Genomic DNA, 18,451 nt, shown 5'->3' on the forward strand with positions numbered 1-18,451 from the left:
ATGTCTCTGACATCTTTATTGTTTCATTGACAGAATCTTAAATAAGATCCCGCTGGTCGCTTAGCTTTTTGTTTAGTTTTCAAAGGTCAGTGTTTGCGCCGCTGTTGTTGCGACTTTTATAATCTTACTCTAACCTCCCGCAAAAGTCAACAATTATTTTTCAATGATTGAAATCAAAATCAAAAATCATATTTGTTTTGCGGACAATTGATAATATACCACCATAATGAATCAATGTCAAAGGTTTCATTGATGTTTATCAATTTTGACATTCTTACGCCCTCGCACATATTTCATCACTTCTTCATGACTTGCGAAGCGTTTGTACATTTTAAAGATCAATTGATACCTTTCTTCCATTGCCCTTTTTACTATTCCATCTATGCGTGAATCAGATAAATCAAGAAGTAATTCTTCAAGTTCACGATTTAGTAAATGCTTCACTTCTTCTAATTCTTTATCTTGAAATAAAACACCCATCATAATTATCACGCCTTTATATTTAATTCAACATTAATGTGTCGAGCTACTCTAAAATTCTTTTCTTTTTTCGAAAGTTTTATTCATCGTTGTCCAAACTTCTCCATATACATGTACAAATAACAGGACAAGGGAGGTAGGCGAGTGAATTTCATATGGGTTTGGAAAGCAAAGAACATAAAACGTTACCTCATCATTGCCTTAGCTGCATTTTTTACAGCCGGTATCATATATGTTGATCAAGCAAAAATAGCTGTTTTTTCTCCTAGTGACGATGATGCGGCAATATATCGAGCAGATATTGACGAACAGGAGGTATCCTTAACTTTCAATATCAGTTGGGGTGAGGAACATGCTATTCCAATTTTAGATGTTCTAAAAGATCATGACATTAGCAACGCTACATTTTTCCTTTCTGGATCATGGGCAGAAAGGCACCCCGATATCGTCGAAAGGATTGTTGAAGACGGACACGAAATCGGAAGTCACGGATTTCACCACGAGCACTACACAAAATGGGATGACAGTGAAATCAGGCGGGACATCCAGCTTGCGCATGACCATCTAGTAAGTGAAATTGATACTGAACCCAATTATTTACGTCCACCAAATGGTAGTTTTGATGAACGCGTTTTATCTGTTGCACGATCGCAGAATTATCATATTATCCATTGGAGCGTCGACTCTCATGATTGGAAAGAACCAGGTGTTGATACGATCGTAGATAACGTACTCGAACCAATTTCCCCTGGAGATATTGTGTTATTCCATGCTTCAGACTCAGCGACGCAAACTGCAGAGGCTTTACCTACAATCATTGAAGAACTAGAGAAAAATGATTATGAGTTTCTAACTGTTTCCGAATTGTTGGCTGGTGCTGAAAGCGAACATAGCGTTATCGAATAAAACAACAAGGGCTGTCCATTGAAGGACAGCCCTTGTTGTTTTATTGTTCTTGCAAACGATGTAGAATAAGAAGTTGCCACGTATTTGCAATAAGCAAAGGGACTAGAGCACTCCATAAAAAGGTTGGATCATTTTCTCTGAGTGCTGGTATCCATTCAATTGTCGTGATGACAACCATAAAGAATAAAGCTGGGATAAATGCTCCCATATGCGTGTCTTTGCTTTTTAAGTATGCAACGACTAGTCCATATACCAGAAGGAATAAAGGCATGATAGAATATGCTAAAAGTGATTCACCTTCTTCTGCAAATGCCATATGCCGAAAATACATTAAGTCAAATAAAACGAATAAAATAATGACGACTTGTACACGGTTCCACAACTTGTGGGATTTAAACATCCCTAAACATAAACGATTGAGCGTTAAGTAAGCGAAAAAACCCATTTGACTAATTGCAGTCCAAAGAGCGCCAATTCCAAAAAGCCAAATCACTAGGAGAATAAAACCAAAAAACTCTCCAGAAAATAAATCCTCCATGTATGCATTCCAATCCAATATTAAACCTATCAATGCCCCACTTGTTGAACCGATCAACATCGTTGATATAAATAAGTAAACGACCTTTCGAGAATTCACGGTATATTCCCCCAGTCTAAACTATTTGCACTGTAAATTGTATCAAAATATCGAACATAAGTGTTAGGAAGAACACTTATCTGTTTTCATTTTGTACAGATGTATAATAAAAGCTACTGTTATTCAACCTAAGAGCGAATCATTTAATGATAAAACATCATATTTAAGCCTGATAATCGCATCACCAATAAGCAATTCCTTCACAACCAAAAAGAGTATGCCTGATTTACATAAAAGGTGAAAGGAGTAAGAAACGTGAAGACAATCAGTCAATTCCTCATAACAAGTGCTGTATTTATTGTGTTAATGACTGGGTGTGCAGCAGCCGAAGAACAAAGCCAACCCGATTATGAAAGCACAAAGAAGATGATGGTAGATATGTTACAAACAGATGAAGGAAAACAATCGATTCAAGAAATTTTGCAAGATGAAGAAGTTCAACAATCGCTTATTATTGAAGATGAATTTGTTAAAGACACGATTCAAGAAACTTTGACAACCGAAAAAGGGAAAGAATTTTGGCAGGTTATGATGGAAGACCCTGAGTTTGCTCAAACCTTTGCCGAGAGTATGCAAGAAGAAAATGAACAAGTTCTTAAACATTTAATGAATGATCCTGAATATCAGGAAATGATGATGGAAATTTTAAAGGACCCTGAAATGGAACAATCCTACCTAGAGTTAATGGAAAGCAAAGAATATCGTCAACAAGTGATGAATGTAATGAACGAAGCGTTGGAAAGCCCACTTTTCGTCGGGAAATTAAAAAACATTTTGGATGATGTTGTTGAAGAACAAATGAATCAACAAAACGAAAACCAAGAAGAAGGCAATGAAGGTGAAGAATAAATTCAATGATTTAAAAAAGATGGATAAAGGGATCATCCCTTCATCCATCTTTTTTGTTTATTATTTACCTTCTTTTTCGATCACTTTTTCAGCTAATCCCATATAAATTTTACCGATAGGATGATCCTCATCGTAAACAGAAGGGGCAAAATTCTCCTCGTCGATTTCCGGTTGACCTAATGGGATTTGCGCCATAACCTCAGATTGTAACTCCTTAGCAAGGCGCTCACCGCCACCTTGACCAAAGACATACTCTTTTTCACCTGTTACTTTACTTTCAAAATAAGACATATTTTCGATAACACCTAAAATTTCGTGCTCTGTTTTCATCGCCATAGCGCCAGCACGTGCTGCAACAAATGCTGCAGTCGCATGTGGTGTCGTTACAATCAATTCTTTACTCTGCGGAAGCATGGAATGAACATCTAAAGCGACATCTCCAGTTCCTGGTGGTAAGTCTAAGATTAGGTAGTCAAGGTCGTCCCAAATAACCTCTGAGAAAAAGTTATTCAGCATTTTACCTAACATTGGACCACGCCAAATGATTGGTGAGTTATCTTCAACGAAGAAACCCATAGAAATAACTTGAACACCAAATCGATGGACAGGGTAAATCTTTTGTCCAACAACTTTCGGACGCTCTTCAATCCCCATCATATCTGGAACACTAAATCCATAAATATCCGCATCTACAATGCCGACTTTTTTCCCTTTACGTGCTAATGAAGTTGCCAAGTTTACGGAAACCGTTGACTTACCAACGCCACCTTTACCACTTGTAACGGCGATAAATTTTGTCTTAGAATTTGGGCTTAGTAATGAGTCGTCTTGTTCGTCTTCTTGTTGAAGGCCTAGCTTTTCTAGCTCCTCTTCACTGAAAGCTTCAAAACGTAAGCCTACCGACTCTGCTCCCGCTTCTTTCACGGCATTGACAACTTGTTGTTGTAATTGCATTTGTTCTGCTGTTCCTGTTTGGGTAAGAGCAATTTTAAGACTTACCATATCATCTGTTATTTTCACTTCTCGAACTGCATCAAGTTCGAGGAGAGGTTTATTTACGTGAGGCTCGTTCACTGAACGAAGCGCCTGAAGAACTTGTTCTTCGGTAAGCATACAAACACCGCCTTCTATGTAATCGATTTTGGGACTAGTATAACATAGATGGTGTGTATTCATGTTGATAAAAATCACAGCACCACTTATTCAATCATGCTATTCACTTGGTAAAGGATCGCCAGCCCCGTAACGAAGCATTCCTTCATAAATCGAAGCTGCTAATTTTTGTTGATATTCCTTTGTATTTAACCGATCTGCTTCAGAGGGGTTAGACAGAAAACCAACCTCAACAAGCGCACCCGGAATTTTTGACTCTTGCATTAAGTAAACATTATTCACAGGTTTAGCCAACCGATTTGTATTTTCCAAATTCCGGCGAAGTTCTCCTTGAATATGTTTTGCGAGCGTATCACTACCTTCAATAGCTCGATTATAAAAAGTTTGTGCGCCACTCCATTTTGGGGATGGAATTGCATTTAAATGGAGACTAATAAACATATCTGCATTTGACTCATTAACCAGCTTCAAACGCTCCCTTAAGTCTTCCAATTTACGTGTGCGAACACGTTGTGTTTCCTTATCTGCTAAATCATAGTCGCCTTCTCTTGTCATTAAAACAAGAGCTCCTGACTCTTGCAAATAATCGCGGAGCTTAAAAGCAATATCTAGAGCCACATCCTTTTCTAATGTGCCGGATTTCGAAGTGGCACCACCGTCGATGCCCCCATGACCTGGGTCAACAACAATAACCTGACCTGATAATGGCATTTGCATACTTCCTGAGTCTTGTGTTGTCAGTGGGTATTGTACAACGTAAACCAATGCAATAAACCCTAAAATAAATAACATCCGTTTGATCCAACGGTTCATACTTGTCTCCCTCCCTGTCCCATTCGTTTTAAATATATTGGGACAGGAAAGGAAATATGTTCTTTTTAATGCATTTTCAATCGATGTTGTTTTTCCCCTTCTTCAAATCCTTTCATCCACCATCTTCGTACGAAAGCCTTTCCCGCTTCGACAAACTCTTCTTCATCTACTTCCATACCGTACGTCCATGCGTAAAGATGGTGTTTGACTTGGTCGATGTACTCTTCAATTTGTTCTCGGCACCGGTCCATCGTTTTCTCTGCTGTATCGCCATAATAACCGAAACGGCTAAATGAAGCACCTAACAGATAACTGTCGACGCCAATATCCAAACAATAATCCTCAACGTACATCTGTCCGATTTGATCTAAGGGAAGAAATCGTAAAAATTGCTGTTGAACATCTTTTCGTAGCGACTGTACAGATAAATTTCTTAAAATGTTGCGTTCAAACTTCCACTGTTTTTGTCGCTGTCGTTCGCCAAATGTAGTAATTACATTCATGTTCATACTCACTGTTTATTCCCCCCTTGCTTTCAAACCTTATTATTTGAAGCAAACAGACAATCATCCGACGCAAATGATTCCATGGATGAGTACGATAAACTTTCCAATATTAAATGATGTTTATCATCCGACGATTGAGAAAGCATAATTATATGTAACAGTTATAAACAAAAAACAGCAAAGCACTCTTCTATCTTGTATGGGCAATTGGGCAATAAAAAAGCCCCTTTCCCAAGTGAATGGAAAAGAGACTTTTGGTATTCGAAGAATTAACGCTTCGAGAACTGAGGTGCACGGCGAGCGCCTTTAAGACCGTATTTCTTACGTTCTTTTTCACGTGCGTCACGTGTAAGGTAGCCTGCACTCTTAAGAGTTGGACGGTATTCTGGGTCTGCTTGCAATAATGCACGTGCAACGCCGTGGCGAATTGCACCAGCTTGACCAGTATATCCTCCACCATCTACGTTTACGCGCACATCATATGTTCCATCTGTGCTTGTTTCAACGAGTGGTTGTTTTACAATCAATTTAAGCGTATCAAGGTCGAAATATTCGTCAATGTCGCGATTGTTAATTACGATGCTGCCGTCACCAGGGACAAGGCGAACACGTGCAACCGCATTTTTACGACGGCCTGTACCGTAGTATTGAACTTGTGCCAATGTAAGAAACCTCCTTTTTTATTAACCGCGTAGTTCGTACGTTTCCGGCTGTTGTGCTTGGTGTGGATGTTCGTTACCAGCATAAACGTGAAGCTTCATGCCTTGTTTACGTCCAAGGCTGTTCTTTGGAAGCATTCCTTTAATACCGATTTCGAGCATTTTCTCAGGCTTGCGATCGCGCATATCTTGCGCAGATGTTGCCTTCAAACCACCAGGATGTCCACTGTGACGATAGTACATTTTATCGGACATTTTCTTCCCTGTTAGTTCAATTTTATCCGCATTGATGATGATCACGTGGTCACCTGTATCAACGTGCGGTGTGTAAGTTGGTTTATGCTTACCGCGAAGGATAGCAGCAACTTCACTGGATAGACGACCAAGCGTTTGGCCAGCTGCGTCTACCACATACCATTTACGTTCTACTTCATTGGCGTTTGCCATATATGTCGTACGCATGCGTTTCCCTCCTATATACGTTCAATAACAAAAACAATATCGATCACTACTGATTATATATTCTATATTCCCGGGGCTAGTGGGTCAAGAATACCATAAATCATAATAATATAAATTTTAAGCTGTGTCAATCATATGTTACACCAGGAATCGTTGTCTATCGAAAAGCGGAAGGCGCTGCTCACCGACGACCAACTTAATCCTAGCTATAATTGACTTCCCATAAATAGAGGCCCTGCCCTGAAACAGTCGGGCCTGCAAGATGACGTTTTTTATCTTTCAATAATTCTGTCATATTTTCAGGGGACCTTTTTTGTTTCCCAACCTCTAAAATTGTACCTGTTAATATTCTTACCATTTGATATAGAAAGCCACTACCTACATAACGAAAATGCCACTCATCACCTTGTTTATATATATCAATCTCGTAAAGTGTACGCACTTTATCCTTTACGTTCGTTTTCGGTGAGCAAAAAGCTGTAAAATCATGCTCACCTAATAGGAGAGAAGCAGCTTGTTTCATCGCTTCTTCATCCAATAAGCCAGGTAGGTGATAAGTATAGTTCCTGCGGAAAACATCAGGGTGTTTTCCTGTATAAACACGATAACGATACTCTTTTGTAACAGCATCGTATCGTGCGTCAAAATCGTCAGCCACCGGCTCTACATCTTTCACAGCAATATCCTCTGGCAATATTCCATTTAACGCAATAGGCCACTTATCACGCGGAATATCAATCGGTGTATCAAAGTGTGAAATTTGCGCCACAGCATGAACACCAGCATCAGTACGTCCTGAACTTCGGGTTTGTATGTGTTGTCCTTTATGCAGCTTTGCTAGGGCCCGTTCAAATTCATATTGCACTGTTCGTGACGAAGGTTGTACTTGGTAACCTGAAAAATGAGTACCGTCATAAGACAATGTACATTTCACTCGTGGCATTTGTCATCCCTTCTTTCTTTCATGATAGCCATCTCAATGCAAGCACGATGAACATTAAAGCCACGACCGTCAGCAAAACGAATGTATCGAGCCCTCTCCAATTTTGTTGACGAAATCGAGTTCTTTCAGCGCCACCTTGATATCCCCTTGACTCCATCGCTGTTGCTAGTTCATCTGCTCTTTTAAACGCTTGTATAAATAACGGAACGAGAACAGGGACAAAAGCTTTCACGCGCTTAACGAGCGAACCATGTAAGAAATTCGCTCCACGCGCCATTTGTGCCTTCATAATCTTTTCTGTTTCCATGAGTAACGTTGGTATAAAACGAAGCGAGATCGACATCATCAATGCAAACTCATAGACAGGGACACCAAATTTTTTTAATGGGTTAAATAACGACTCTAACCCGTCCGTTAAAGCGATAGGTGTTGTCGTTAATGTAAGCATTGATGTCATGACGACCAACAAAAACAACCGAAGCGAGATCATCGCTCCTTGTTTTACACCACCTTCATAGACCGTCAAGAACCCTACAGAAAATAATGGTTCTCCTTCTCGCGTCATAAACAAATGAAGCAGGAAGGTCACCACAATAATAATGGCAATCAGACGAAGTCCTTTCAGAAAAAAACGGATGGGCACCTTTGAAAGAAAGAATGCGCCGAGAACATATAGAGTTAAAAGGGAGAAGCTAACAAATTGATTGGCTATAAATAGGTTAATGATAAAGACAAATACAACGATTAATTTCGCTCTAGGGTCCATCCCATGGATCATGGATGTACCAGGAATATATTGACCAATTATTATATTTTTAAACATCTCCTAGTGTACTCCCTTTTAACATACCATCAATATGTTCAACTAAGGCCGTTTCTCCAAAAGGAAGAGAATCGCCTTCTTTTCCAAAGTGTTCTTGTACCGCTTTCCATAACCTAAGAGATTCAGGTAATTGTAAGCCTAAGCTTTGAAGCTTTTGCTCATCAGCAAATACTGTCGGAGGACTCCCTGATTTTGCAACTTGTCCTTCGCTCATGATAATTAAGCGATCTGAATGTTTTGCAGCAAGCTCCATATCATGAGTGACTAAGATAACTGTTGCCTCATAATCTTGTCGCCAAGCTTCGATCATATCCATTAATTCTTTTTGTCCTTGTGGATCAATGCCAGCTGTTGGCTCGTCAAGAATGAGAACCTCTGGATTCATCACTAGCACCCCTGCGATTGCAGCACGTCTCATTTGCCCCCCACTTAGGTCAAATGGTGATCGACTGCACACTTCTTGTGGCAACCCGACTTGTTCGATCGCTCGCCTTGCCCGTTTTAATGCCTCATCTTTTGGAACACCATGATTAATAGGACCAAATGCCACATCACTTTCAACTGTTTCATCAAATAGTTGATGTTCAGGGAATTGAAATACCATCCCAACTTTTCGCCGCATTGGGTGGATCACTTTTTGTTTTGTATCATGCTTTAATGTCCAGTTTCCGACTTGAACACTTCCAGATGTCGGTTTAACTAAACCATTAAAATGCTGGACAAGCGTCGACTTCCCTGATCCAGTATGACCTATAATCGAAACATATTCACCTGAAGCAATTGATAAATCAACTTCATGCAATGCTTTTGATTCAAAGGGAGAACCACTCATATAAATGTGGGTTAATTTTTCTGCTTTAATGTCCATAGTGCTTCCACCAACTCTTCCTCATTGGTCACTGACTTCGGTAATGGCCATCCCTTTTCTTTCTTTAGACGATCACCAACTCGAGCAGGCAAGGGCAACATAAGACCAGCCTGTTCTAGCAAGTCTTTTTGCTGTAAAACATCCTTAGATGTTCCTTCTGCAATCATAGCGCCTTCCTTCATCACAACGACCCGATCTGCTTGCCTCATTTCCTCTAAATCATGGGTAATAGAAACAACACTAATTCCTTCATTAACTTGTAATTGCTTCATCACTTCCCGTAAATGAGTCTTTCCTTCAGGGTCAAGCATAGAAGTCGCTTCATCGAGAACGATAATAGAAGGTTTCATTGCTAAGACCCCTGCAATAGCGACGCGTTGTTTTTGCCCACCAGAAAGATGATGTGGTTCAGCGTTTTCGTAACCACTCATACCTACCTTTTTTAAGCTGTTTTCAATTCGATCTTTCATTTCTTCAGATGGTACTGCGATGTTTTCTAAGCCAAAGGCCACATCATCTTTTACCGTCGTTGCAACCATTTGATTTTCGGGGTTTTGAAACACCATTCCAACTTTTTTTCTAATAAGGGAGAGGTCTTTTTCGTGATTTGTAAATAATCCATCAACAACGACTGAACCTTCTTCTGGTTGTAGTAAACCATTTAACATTTTTGCTAATGTTGATTTTCCACTTCCATTATGGCCGACGACCGCAAGCCATTCTCCTTCATTAATCGTTAAATTGATGCCTTTTATAACAAGAGGCATTTCTGGTTGGTACCGAAAAGAAACATTATTCACTGCTAGTAAGGAAACCATTTTTCTACTCCCTTAGAGTTTAGATTGGTCAACATGAACGGGCCAAAGTCGATCGCTTTTTGAACGAAAAGCGAAGCTAGCAACAACAAAAAAAGGGCACAGATCAGAACCTGAAAATCAGATTCTGTGTCTCGCCCTTTGCTGAAATCAATCCTAGTTGTTACACGAGTTCAATGATGGCCATTTCAGCGCCGTCACCACGACGAGGGCCTAGTTTGTTCACACGTGTGTAACCGCCTTGACGGTCCTCATAACGTGGTGCAATGTCGTCAAACAACTTTTGCACTGCATCTTGACCACTCTCTTCGTTCGCAACTTCTTTACGTACGAAAGCTGCTGCTTGACGGCGAGCGTGTAAGTCGCCACGCTTTCCGAGCGTAATCATTTTTTCTACGACGGAACGAAGTTCTTTAGCTTTTGATTCTGTCGTTTCGATGCGCTCGTTAATAATTAGATCCGTTGCTAAGTCACGAAATAATGCTTTACGAGCTGCACTATTGCGTCCGAGTTTTGCGTATGCCATTTGTGATTCCCTCCTTCATCAAACAGTCGTCCCGATCTCCCTTTGCATCAGGAATCAGTGGATCGTTAAAGACGAGACTACTCCTCGTTGCGTAATCCGAGGCCTAGTTCGCCTAGTTTTTCTTGAACTTCTTCTAATGACTTACGGCCGAGGTTACGAACTTTCATCATATCCTCTTCCGATTTTTGTGTGAGCTCTTGTACGGTATTAATTCCCGCTCGTTTTAAGCAGTTGTAAGAACGAACAGAGAGATCTAACTCTTCAATTGTCATCTCAAGCACTTTTTCTTTTTGGTCTTCTTCTTTCTCAACCATAATTTCAGCATTTTGTGCTTGATCTGTCAGTCCAACGAAGATGTTTAAATGCTCGTTTAAAATCTTACCACCAAGAGAAACAGCTTCCTCAGGGCGAATACTACCATCAGTCCAAACATCTAGTGTTAGCTTATCAAAGTTCGTGATTTGCCCAACACGTGTGTTTTCGACTTGATAGTTCACGCGAGATACCGGCGTGTAAATGGAGTCAATAGGGATGACGCCAATCGCCATATCCTCTGACTTGTTTCCATCTGCTGGTACATAGCCACGCCCACGACTGGCTGTTAATTTCATATTGAACTGTGCGCCTTTTGATAGTGTTGCGATATGAAGGTCAGGGTTCAAGACTTCTACATCACTGTCATGCGTAAGGTCCGCAGCCGTAACAACCCCTTCACCTTGAGCTTCAAGCTCCAACGTCTTCTCTTCATCAGAGTAGACTTTTAATGCTAAATTCTTTAAGTTCAAAATGATGGTTGTTACGTCTTCAACGACACCTTCGATCGTTGAGAATTCATGCAAGACACCATCGAATTGCACACTTGTTACAGCAGCACCAGGTAAGGAGGACAATAGAATTCGGCGCAAGGAGTTACCGAGCGTCGTTCCATAGCCTCTTTCCAAAGGCTCGACGACAAACTTCCCGTAAGTTGCATCGTCGCTCAGTTCAACCGTTTCTATATTCGGCTTTTCGATTTCAATCATTCAACAAACCCTCCTTCAAAACGTCGAAACCCCGGTTCACATTGACGTCGAACCGGAATCCCTCTTTAGGCACATCCCGACCGTATCATATCTTTTATGTCCATCGTTCGTAAGGAGCTGATCTTGTTGTCTCGTTAACGAATTCTCAAACATTATTGACAACGGATAAGCAACTCATACACGTTGCTGCACGATTAGACGCGACGACGTTTTGGTGGACGGCAACCGTTATGAGGAACAGGAGTGACGTCACGAATCATGCTAACTTCCAAGCCAGTCGCTTGCAAGGAACGGATCGCAGCTTCGCGCCCTGCTCCTGGGCCTTTTACAGACACTTCTACAGCCTTCATGCCGTGTTCTTGCGCAGCTTTTGCAGCTGTTTCTGCTGCTGTTTGTGCTGCGAAAGGGGTAGATTTACGTGAACCTTTAAACCCTAAAGCGCCAGCACTTGCCCAAGAAAGTGCATTTCCTTGTTGATCTGTGATCGTAACAATCGTGTTGTTGAAAGTAGAACGAATGTGAGCGATCCCAGATTCAACATTTTTACGTTGGCGACGTTTTGTACGTGTCGTTTTTGTTCTTGCTTTAGCCATAATGTGCAATTACCTCCTTTACTTTTTCTTGTTCGCTACTGTACGACGTGGACCTTTACGTGTACGTGCGTTGTTCTTCGTTTTTTGACCTCGTAGTGGTAAACCACGACGGTGGCGAATACCTCGGTATGCACCGATTTCAATAAGACGCTTAACATCTAAAGAAAGTTCGCGACGAAGGTCACCTTCTACTTTGTAAGTGTCAATAACTTCACGGATTCGTGCTAACTCGTCATCAGTAAGATCACGAACACGTGTGTTTTCAGATACATTTGCTTTATCGAGGATTTCTTTCGCTCTGGAATTTCCGATTCCATAAACGTAAGTTAGTGAAATCACTACTCGTTTCTCACGAGGAATATCGACGCCTGCAATACGTGCCATCGATCATGCACCTCCTTCAATTAACCTTGTTTTTGTTTGTGCTTTGGATTTGAGCAGATAACCATTACCGTACCTTTACGGCGAATGATTTTGCATTTTTCACAAATGGGTTTGACTGATGGTCTAACCTTCATGATTTTTACCTCCTTATTGCACGGAGTGACCTTAATAGGTTTTCATTTTTTTTACTATTTATATCGGTAAGTGATACGACCACGAGATAAGTCATACGGAGATAATTCTACCGTAACTTTATCGCCTGGTAGAATTCGAATAAAGTGCATACGGATTTTACCAGACACGTGAGCTAATATTTTATGACCATTTTCCAATTCAACACGGAACATAGCATTTGGAAGCGGCTCAATCACCGTTCCTTCCACTTCAATTACATCATCTTTCGCCATGAATTTACTCTCCTTCCTTCAGTAAACTTTTATGAATATACGATGAAATAGCAAATCGTAATTTCGCATTGGTAACACGACCCGTCTCGACTATGCTATTCTTCACTTCTGAGGAAATATCATATAGTCTTTCGACGTGCTGAACATTTTTCTTCTTCGCACGATCTACTTTGCGTTTATCACCATCGGCAATAAGAACAAAGCGATCATTGACGACTTCGATCACGCACGCAAATTGCCCTATATCTCTTCCTTGCGAAATTCGCACAAGTTCTCCAACTTGCGGAACCGAATCAGGATTCTTCATAGAGAACCACCTTAACTTAGGCTTTCGTCAAAATTTCATATCCTGTGTCGTTAATAGCAATCGTGTGTTCAAAGTGAGCGCAGTTTTTCCCATCTGACGTAACGACAGTCCAATTATCAGACAGTGTCTTCACGTGACGTGATCCTGCATTCACCATTGGTTCTACCGCGATCACGAGACCTGGTTTGAGTCGGGGCCCTTTATCTGGTGGACCAAAATTCGGTACTTGTGGCTCTTCGTGCAAGTTTTGCCCGATACCATGACCGACATACTCACGAACGACTGATAGACCATGTTCTTCAACATATAATTGTACAGCATTTGAAATGTTAGACAAGCGTTCGCCTGGTTTTGCTTCATTTAAACCTGCGTATAATGCTGATTCAGTCACACTTAATAGTCGTTCATCTTCTTCTGAGATCTCACCAACTGCATATGTCCATGCAGAGTCCCCATGATAACCACCATACTTTGCACCAATATCGATACTGATGATGTCACCTTCTTGAAGCACTCGCCCCCCTGGAATCCCGTGTACCAATTCTTCATTTACTGAAGCGCAGATACTGCCAGTAAATCCATGGTAGCCTTTAAAAGATGGAATCGCATCATGTGCTCGAATAAATTGATCAGCAATTTCATCTAGATCTTTTGTCGTTACACCTGGTTTGATGTGTTTTTTAAGCTCCTGATGAGTTCGCCCAACAATTTGTCCAGCTACACGCATAATTTCCAATTCTCTTGGCGTTTTTTTTACAATCATTACTCGGTTCCTTTCAACCATTGCGTAATGGAAGCAAAGACATCATGAATGTCTTGATTTCCATCAATGGAACGAAGGTATCCTTTATCCTTGTAAAAGTCAACAAGGGGTTGCGTTTGTTCTAAGTTCACTTTAAGACGTTTTTCGACGGTTTCAGGTTTATCATCATCTCTCTGAATGAGCTCACTACCATCTTTATCACAAACACCCGGTGTTTCCGGAGGATTGTAAATTTCGTGATAAGTTGCCCCACTCGTTGGAGAAATCCAACGTCCTGTCAATCGTTTGAAAAGATCGTCGTAAGCGACGTCAATATATAAAACGTGATCAAGCTTACGTCCTAAATCTTGTAGGAGATTTTCTAAGGCCTCAGCTTGAGCAACGGTACGTGGAAAACCATCTAGCAAAAAGCCTTTTTTACAATCTGGCTTTTCAAGACGTTCACGAACGATACCGATGGTGACTTCATCAGGAACGAGAGCCCCTTCATCCATATACGATTTCGCTTGTTTTCCAAGTTCTGTTTCTTCTTTTATCGCTTGTCGAAACATATCCCCAGTTGATATATGTGGGACTTGATATTCATCGACAATTTTTTCGGCTTGGGTACCTTTTCCTGCGCCCGGAAGTCCCATTAAAATCAAGTTCATCGATATCCCTCCATCGTGCGATCCTATTCACAACGAATAAGGTAAGGGAGGGTGAATTCCCCTACCTTTCTATTTAATGAAGCCTTTATAGCTACGTTGAATGAGCTGGCTTTCGACCTGTTTCATCGTATCCAAAGCTACACCAACAACGATTAACAAACCAGTTCCTCCGATTTGTACTTGCGGTGGTAACCCTGCAAGTTCTGTGAAAAAGACTGGTATGACGGAGACAGCTGCTAAGAAAAGAGCTCCGACAAATGTTAAACGGTACAGGATCCGGGTGATGTAAACTTGCGTCGTGTGACCGGGACGAATACCAGGAATGTAGCCACCTTGCTTCTTCAAATTTTCTGCCATTTGTTCAGGATTGACTTGAACAAATGTATAGAAATAGGTAAACCCAATAATGAGTAAGGCATAAACGAGCAATCCAAACGGTTGCGTGTAGTCAAAGTTTGTCGAAACCCATGCCGCAATCGCGTTCTCATCACCTACAAAACCTGCAATCGTCGGTGGGAAAATAAACAATGACATTGCGAAAATAACGGGGATAACCCCTGCAGCGTTTACTTTCAATGGTAGGTGTGTCGATTGACCTCCTTGTGGTTTCCCTGCAACAAGGCGCTTCGCGTACTGTACAGGAACCTTACGTAACGCTTGTTGAACGAAGATTACACCAACAACGATCGCCAATAAAGCGACGAGTAAAAGGAGAATCGTGACAACACCAACAAAGAGTTGCTCACCTGCTCCAGCAATTTGTTGTTCATACAATTGGCCAACGCCACCAGGAATACCTGCAGCAATACCACCAAAAATCATAATCGAAATCCCGTTACCGACACCTTTTGCAGTGATTTGCTCCCCTAACCACATTAAGAATGTGGTCCCTGCAGTTAAAACAAGTGCAATCAACAAGTATGTGACGACGGTAGGGTTCGGAACCAAACCTGGCATTAAATTGTTAAAGCCAATCGACATACCTAATGCCTGAAAAAAAGCAATGACAACCGTAAAATAACGGGTGAATTGAGCTAATTTTCGGCGACCTGCTTCACCTTGTCTTCCCCACTCAGCAAACTTTGGGACAACATCCATTCTGAGCAATTGGACAATGATCGACGCAGTGATGTAAGGCATAATGCCTGTTGCAAAAATTGAAAAGTTCTCTAATGCTCCACCACCGAACGCGTTGATAAAGCCAAATGCATTCATTTGGTCCTCGAACGTCAACATTTCCGCATTGACGCCAGGGGCAGGTATATGAGCTCCAATCCGGAAAACGATAAGCATCGTTAGGGTGAAAAGGATTTTGTTACGCAAATCACCCACACGAAAAACGTTTGCGATGGACCGAAACATTAGACCACCTCAGTGCTTCCGCCGGCAGCTTCGATCGCTTCTTTTGCTGAAGCGGAGAACTTTCCTGCCTTAACAGTAAGCTTGCGTTCAAGCTTGCCGTTACCTAGGATCTTAACTCCATCCTTTTCGCTCTTTACGACTCCGGATTCTACAAGAAGTTCTGGTGTAACTTCAGTGCCATCCTCGAAGCGATTTAAAGCATCTAAATTCACGATCGCAAATTCTTTGCGGTTCGGATTCGTAAACCCACGTTTAGGTAGACGACGAATGATCGGCATTTGTCCACCTTCAAAACCTGGGCGAACTCCGCCGCCAGAACGAGCGTTTTGACCATGGTCACCACGACCGGATGTGTTACCCGCGCCCGAAGCATAGCCACGTCCAACGCGTCTACGAACTTTTCGTGAACCTTCGTTAGGCTTAAGTTCATGAAGTTTCATCTTGGCACCTCCTCAACTATATAGTGTTTTATGCGTCAATTTCGTTTACTTTTACTAGATGGCTCACTTTGTTAACCATGCCACGAATCGCTGAGTTATCCTCTTGCACAACGCTGTGGTTCACTTTACGAAGACCAAGTGCTTCAACTGTCTGACGCTGGTCTCCTGGGCGGCCAATCAAACTACGAGTGAGGGTGATTTCAAGTTTCTTTGCCATGTCTCGTCCCTCCTTATCCTAACAGCTCTTCAACGGATTTACCGCGAAGTTTTGCGACTTGTTCAGGTTTTTTAAGTTCAGTCAACCCTTGGATTGTCGCACGAACCATGTTTACAGGGTTGTTAGAACCGTGTGATTTCGAGAGAATGTCGCCGACGCCTCCGAGCTCTAACACCGCACGGACAGGTCCACCGGCAATAACTCCTGTACCTTCAGATGCTGGTTTAAGAAGAACATTACCTGCACCGTATCGTCCGACGATTTGGTGAGGAATTGTCGTACCACGCATAGGTACTTCAACTAAGTTTTTCTTCGCATCTTCAATACCTTTACGGATCGCTTCAGGAACTTCTAGGGCTTTACCCATACCGAATCCTACGTGACCGTTTTTATCTCCAACAACGACAAGTGCAGCAAAGCGGAAGCGACGTCCACCTTTAACAACCTTCGCTACACGGTTGATCGCCACTACTCTTTCTTCAAGTTCAAGTTGATTTGGGTCGATTTGCATCAGTTTCCCTCCTTTATTGCTTCATTAAAATTCAAGGCCATTTTCACGTGCTGCATCAGCAAGCACTTGAACACGACCGTGGTAAAGGTAACCACCGCGGTCAAAAACGACTGACGTGTAGCCATTTTCTTTTGCGCGTTTCGCTAGTAGTTCGCCGACTTGGCGAGCTGCTTCTTTATTGCCACCGTTATCAAGTTTAAGTTCTTTATCTAAGCTAGAAGCACTTGCAACCGTGACGCCTGCAACGTCATCGATTAGTTGTGCATTAATTTGCTTATTAGAACGGAAAACATTTAAACGGGGACGTTCAGCAGTACCTGATACCGTTTTGCGAACATGACTATGGCGCTTTTTGCGAACCGCATTTTTGTTCGTCTTCGTAATCATCGAACGTCTCTCCTTTCATTCCGTTTGTTTACCGATTACTTCCCAGTCTTACCTTCTTTTTGGCGGACATATTCGCCTTCGTAACGAATACCTTTACCTTTATAAGGCTCTGGCGTACGTACGGAACGAACATTAGAAGCAAACGCACCTACACGTTCTTTATCAATTCCACGAATAACAATCGATGTGTTACTTGGTACTTCTACTTCAAGATCGCCTTCTGTTTCAAATTCTACTGGGTGAGAGTATCCAACGTTCAATACTAATTTGTTACCAGTCTTTTGCGCACGGTAACCTACACCTACGAGTTCGAGCTTACGTTCGAAGCCGTTTGTAACACCTTGAATCATGTTATTTAAAACACTGCGCGTCGTACCGTGAAGCGCACGATGTTCTTTATGATCAGATGGGCGTTCGATCGTAATCACGTTCTCTTCTTGCTTAATAATCATGTCTGGGTGAAGCGTTCTGCTTAGTTCACCTTTAGGACCTTTTACTGTTACGCTGTTGCCGTCAAACGCAATTTCTACGTTCGATGGAACTTCGATCGGCTTAACACCAATTCGTGACATATTCTTGCACCTCCATTCTGCCGTTGAGACTTACCAGATATATGCTAGTACTTCGCCGCCAACTTGTTTTTGACGAGCTTCTTTGTCTGTGATAACACCAGTAGATGATGAAACCACCGCAATACCTAAACCACCAAGTACACGTGGTACTTCTGAAGCTTTTGCATAAACGCGAAGACCTGGCTTACTGATTCGTTTTAAACCTGTGATAACACGTTCGTTATTTGAACCGTATTTAAGGAAAATACGTAAGATACCTTGCTTGTTGTCTTCGATCATTTCGTAATCGCGAATAAAACCTTCACGCTTCAAGATATCAGCTACTTCTTTCTTGAGCTTAGAAGCTGGTAGCTCCAAGCTATCATGGCGTACTGTATTCGCGTTACGAATACGCGTTAGCATATCTGCAATTGGATCTGTCATGACCATAGGTTTT

General features: G+C 41.6%; 29 protein-coding genes. 2 read left to right on the forward strand and 27 right to left on the reverse strand.

Features of this window, described 5'->3' with window-relative positions; translation table 11 throughout:
- Positions 1-246: 246 nt before the first annotated feature.
- Complete coding sequence (locus HNQ41_RS15480) at positions 247-483, reverse strand: hypothetical protein (RefSeq protein ID WP_184665348.1); 237 nt, start codon at positions 481-483, stop codon at positions 247-249.
- A gap of 141 nt (positions 484-624) precedes the next feature.
- Between HNQ41_RS15480 and pdaB the strand changes: the two genes are divergently transcribed.
- The gene (pdaB, locus tag HNQ41_RS15485; protein ID WP_184665349.1) at positions 625-1,386 is read left to right on the forward strand and encodes a polysaccharide deacetylase family sporulation protein PdaB; all 762 of its coding nucleotides are present in this window, start codon (positions 625-627) and stop codon (positions 1,384-1,386) included.
- A gap of 40 nt (positions 1,387-1,426) precedes the next feature.
- Here pdaB and HNQ41_RS15490 read toward each other — a convergent pair whose 3' ends face one another.
- Positions 1,427-2,023 carry a KinB-signaling pathway activation protein gene (locus HNQ41_RS15490; RefSeq protein WP_184665350.1) on the reverse strand — a complete coding sequence of 199 codons (597 nt, stop codon included), beginning with the start codon at positions 2,021-2,023 and terminating at the stop codon, positions 1,427-1,429.
- Positions 2,024-2,278: 255 nt separating this feature from the next.
- Between HNQ41_RS15490 and gerD the strand changes: the two genes are divergently transcribed.
- A complete protein-coding gene (gene gerD, locus HNQ41_RS15495; protein WP_343043380.1) occupies positions 2,279-2,872 on the forward strand; it encodes a spore germination lipoprotein GerD in 594 nt (197 codons plus the stop codon).
- 60 nt (positions 2,873-2,932) lie between these two features.
- On the opposite strand, the gene HNQ41_RS15500 is transcribed toward gerD, so the two are convergent.
- The 25 genes from HNQ41_RS15500 to rpsH form a co-directional block, all read right to left on the reverse strand.
- Positions 2,933-3,985: a P-loop NTPase gene (locus HNQ41_RS15500; protein ID WP_184665351.1), complete on the reverse strand. Its 1,053-nt coding sequence runs from the start codon at positions 3,983-3,985 to the stop codon at positions 2,933-2,935.
- A 99-nt stretch (positions 3,986-4,084) separates the two neighbouring features.
- Positions 4,085-4,798 (reverse strand): N-acetylmuramoyl-L-alanine amidase CwlD, encoded by a 714-nt coding sequence (gene cwlD / locus HNQ41_RS15505; RefSeq protein WP_184665352.1) that lies wholly within the window; start codon positions 4,796-4,798, stop codon positions 4,085-4,087.
- A 65-nt stretch (positions 4,799-4,863) separates the two neighbouring features.
- On the reverse strand, positions 4,864-5,307 hold the full coding sequence (locus tag HNQ41_RS15510; protein ID WP_246421748.1) for a DUF2521 family protein: 444 nt from the start codon (positions 5,305-5,307) through the stop codon (positions 4,864-4,866).
- Positions 5,308-5,573: 266 nt separating this feature from the next.
- Positions 5,574-5,966 (reverse strand): 30S ribosomal protein S9, encoded by a 393-nt coding sequence (gene rpsI / locus HNQ41_RS15515; protein ID WP_184665354.1) that lies wholly within the window; start codon positions 5,964-5,966, stop codon positions 5,574-5,576.
- Positions 5,967-5,987: 21 nt separating this feature from the next.
- Positions 5,988-6,425 (reverse strand): 50S ribosomal protein L13, encoded by a 438-nt coding sequence (gene rplM / locus HNQ41_RS15520; RefSeq protein WP_184665355.1) that lies wholly within the window; start codon positions 6,423-6,425, stop codon positions 5,988-5,990.
- 202 nt (positions 6,426-6,627) lie between these two features.
- The gene (gene truA / locus HNQ41_RS15525; protein WP_184665356.1) at positions 6,628-7,368 is read right to left on the reverse strand and encodes a tRNA pseudouridine(38-40) synthase TruA; all 741 of its coding nucleotides are present in this window, start codon (positions 7,366-7,368) and stop codon (positions 6,628-6,630) included.
- A 19-nt stretch (positions 7,369-7,387) separates the two neighbouring features.
- Positions 7,388-8,191 (reverse strand): energy-coupling factor transporter transmembrane component T family protein, encoded by an 804-nt coding sequence (locus HNQ41_RS15530; protein WP_184665357.1) that lies wholly within the window; start codon positions 8,189-8,191, stop codon positions 7,388-7,390.
- Positions 8,184-9,059, reverse strand: coding sequence for an energy-coupling factor transporter ATPase (locus tag HNQ41_RS15535; protein ID WP_184665358.1), 876 nt, complete (start codon positions 9,057-9,059; stop codon positions 8,184-8,186). The genes HNQ41_RS15530 and HNQ41_RS15535 overlap by 8 nt, the downstream gene beginning before the upstream one ends.
- Positions 9,035-9,877, reverse strand: a complete 843-nt coding sequence (locus tag HNQ41_RS15540; protein WP_184665359.1) for an energy-coupling factor transporter ATPase — start codon at positions 9,875-9,877, stop codon at positions 9,035-9,037. The genes HNQ41_RS15535 and HNQ41_RS15540 overlap by 25 nt, the downstream gene beginning before the upstream one ends.
- 160 nt (positions 9,878-10,037) lie before the next feature.
- Positions 10,038-10,400: a 50S ribosomal protein L17 gene (gene rplQ, locus HNQ41_RS15545; RefSeq protein ID WP_184665360.1), complete on the reverse strand. Its 363-nt coding sequence runs from the start codon at positions 10,398-10,400 to the stop codon at positions 10,038-10,040.
- A 77-nt stretch (positions 10,401-10,477) separates the two neighbouring features.
- Positions 10,478-11,422, reverse strand: a complete 945-nt coding sequence (locus HNQ41_RS15550; RefSeq protein ID WP_184665361.1) for a DNA-directed RNA polymerase subunit alpha — start codon at positions 11,420-11,422, stop codon at positions 10,478-10,480.
- Between the two features lie 194 nt (positions 11,423-11,616).
- Positions 11,617-12,015, reverse strand: coding sequence for a 30S ribosomal protein S11 (rpsK, locus tag HNQ41_RS15555; RefSeq protein ID WP_184665362.1), 399 nt, complete (start codon positions 12,013-12,015; stop codon positions 11,617-11,619).
- A gap of 18 nt (positions 12,016-12,033) precedes the next feature.
- On the reverse strand, positions 12,034-12,399 hold the full coding sequence (gene rpsM / locus HNQ41_RS15560; protein WP_184665363.1) for a 30S ribosomal protein S13: 366 nt from the start codon (positions 12,397-12,399) through the stop codon (positions 12,034-12,036).
- Between the two features lie 20 nt (positions 12,400-12,419).
- Positions 12,420-12,533 carry a 50S ribosomal protein L36 gene (gene rpmJ, locus HNQ41_RS15565; protein ID WP_184665364.1) on the reverse strand — a complete coding sequence of 38 codons (114 nt, stop codon included), beginning with the start codon at positions 12,531-12,533 and terminating at the stop codon, positions 12,420-12,422.
- 54 nt (positions 12,534-12,587) lie between these two features.
- Entirely contained in the window at positions 12,588-12,806 is a 219-nt protein-coding gene (infA, locus tag HNQ41_RS15570) for a translation initiation factor IF-1 (RefSeq protein ID WP_042360798.1), read from the reverse strand.
- Between the two features lie 4 nt (positions 12,807-12,810).
- The gene (locus tag HNQ41_RS15575) at positions 12,811-13,113 is read right to left on the reverse strand and encodes a KOW domain-containing RNA-binding protein (RefSeq protein ID WP_184665365.1); all 303 of its coding nucleotides are present in this window, start codon (positions 13,111-13,113) and stop codon (positions 12,811-12,813) included.
- Positions 13,114-13,129: 16 nt separating this feature from the next.
- Positions 13,130-13,876: a type I methionyl aminopeptidase gene (map, locus tag HNQ41_RS15580; RefSeq protein ID WP_184665366.1), complete on the reverse strand. Its 747-nt coding sequence runs from the start codon at positions 13,874-13,876 to the stop codon at positions 13,130-13,132.
- Positions 13,876-14,526, reverse strand: coding sequence for an adenylate kinase (locus HNQ41_RS15585; protein WP_184665367.1), 651 nt, complete (start codon positions 14,524-14,526; stop codon positions 13,876-13,878). The genes map and HNQ41_RS15585 overlap by 1 nt, the downstream gene beginning before the upstream one ends.
- 69 nt (positions 14,527-14,595) lie before the next feature.
- The gene (gene secY, locus HNQ41_RS15590; RefSeq protein ID WP_184665368.1) at positions 14,596-15,888 is read right to left on the reverse strand and encodes a preprotein translocase subunit SecY; all 1,293 of its coding nucleotides are present in this window, start codon (positions 15,886-15,888) and stop codon (positions 14,596-14,598) included.
- Entirely contained in the window at positions 15,888-16,328 is a 441-nt protein-coding gene (gene rplO, locus HNQ41_RS15595) for a 50S ribosomal protein L15 (protein ID WP_184665369.1), read from the reverse strand. Before rplO ends, secY begins: the two co-directional genes overlap by 1 nt.
- A 28-nt stretch (positions 16,329-16,356) precedes the next feature.
- The gene (gene rpmD / locus HNQ41_RS15600; RefSeq protein ID WP_184665370.1) at positions 16,357-16,545 is read right to left on the reverse strand and encodes a 50S ribosomal protein L30; all 189 of its coding nucleotides are present in this window, start codon (positions 16,543-16,545) and stop codon (positions 16,357-16,359) included.
- 13 nt (positions 16,546-16,558) lie between these two features.
- Complete coding sequence (gene rpsE / locus HNQ41_RS15605) at positions 16,559-17,059, reverse strand: 30S ribosomal protein S5 (protein ID WP_184665419.1); 501 nt, start codon at positions 17,057-17,059, stop codon at positions 16,559-16,561.
- A gap of 21 nt (positions 17,060-17,080) precedes the next feature.
- Complete coding sequence (gene rplR, locus HNQ41_RS15610) at positions 17,081-17,443, reverse strand: 50S ribosomal protein L18 (protein WP_184665371.1); 363 nt, start codon at positions 17,441-17,443, stop codon at positions 17,081-17,083.
- Between the two features lie 35 nt (positions 17,444-17,478).
- Entirely contained in the window at positions 17,479-18,015 is a 537-nt protein-coding gene (rplF, locus tag HNQ41_RS15615) for a 50S ribosomal protein L6 (protein ID WP_184665372.1), read from the reverse strand.
- A gap of 30 nt (positions 18,016-18,045) precedes the next feature.
- A complete protein-coding gene (gene rpsH / locus HNQ41_RS15620) occupies positions 18,046-18,444 on the reverse strand; it encodes a 30S ribosomal protein S8 (RefSeq protein WP_184665373.1) in 399 nt (132 codons plus the stop codon).
- Between the last annotated feature and the right edge of the window lie 7 nt (positions 18,445-18,451).

Source organism: Texcoconibacillus texcoconensis, from assembly GCF_014202575.1.
Taxonomy (GTDB): Bacteria; Bacillota; Bacilli; order Bacillales; family Salisediminibacteriaceae; genus Texcoconibacillus; species Texcoconibacillus texcoconensis.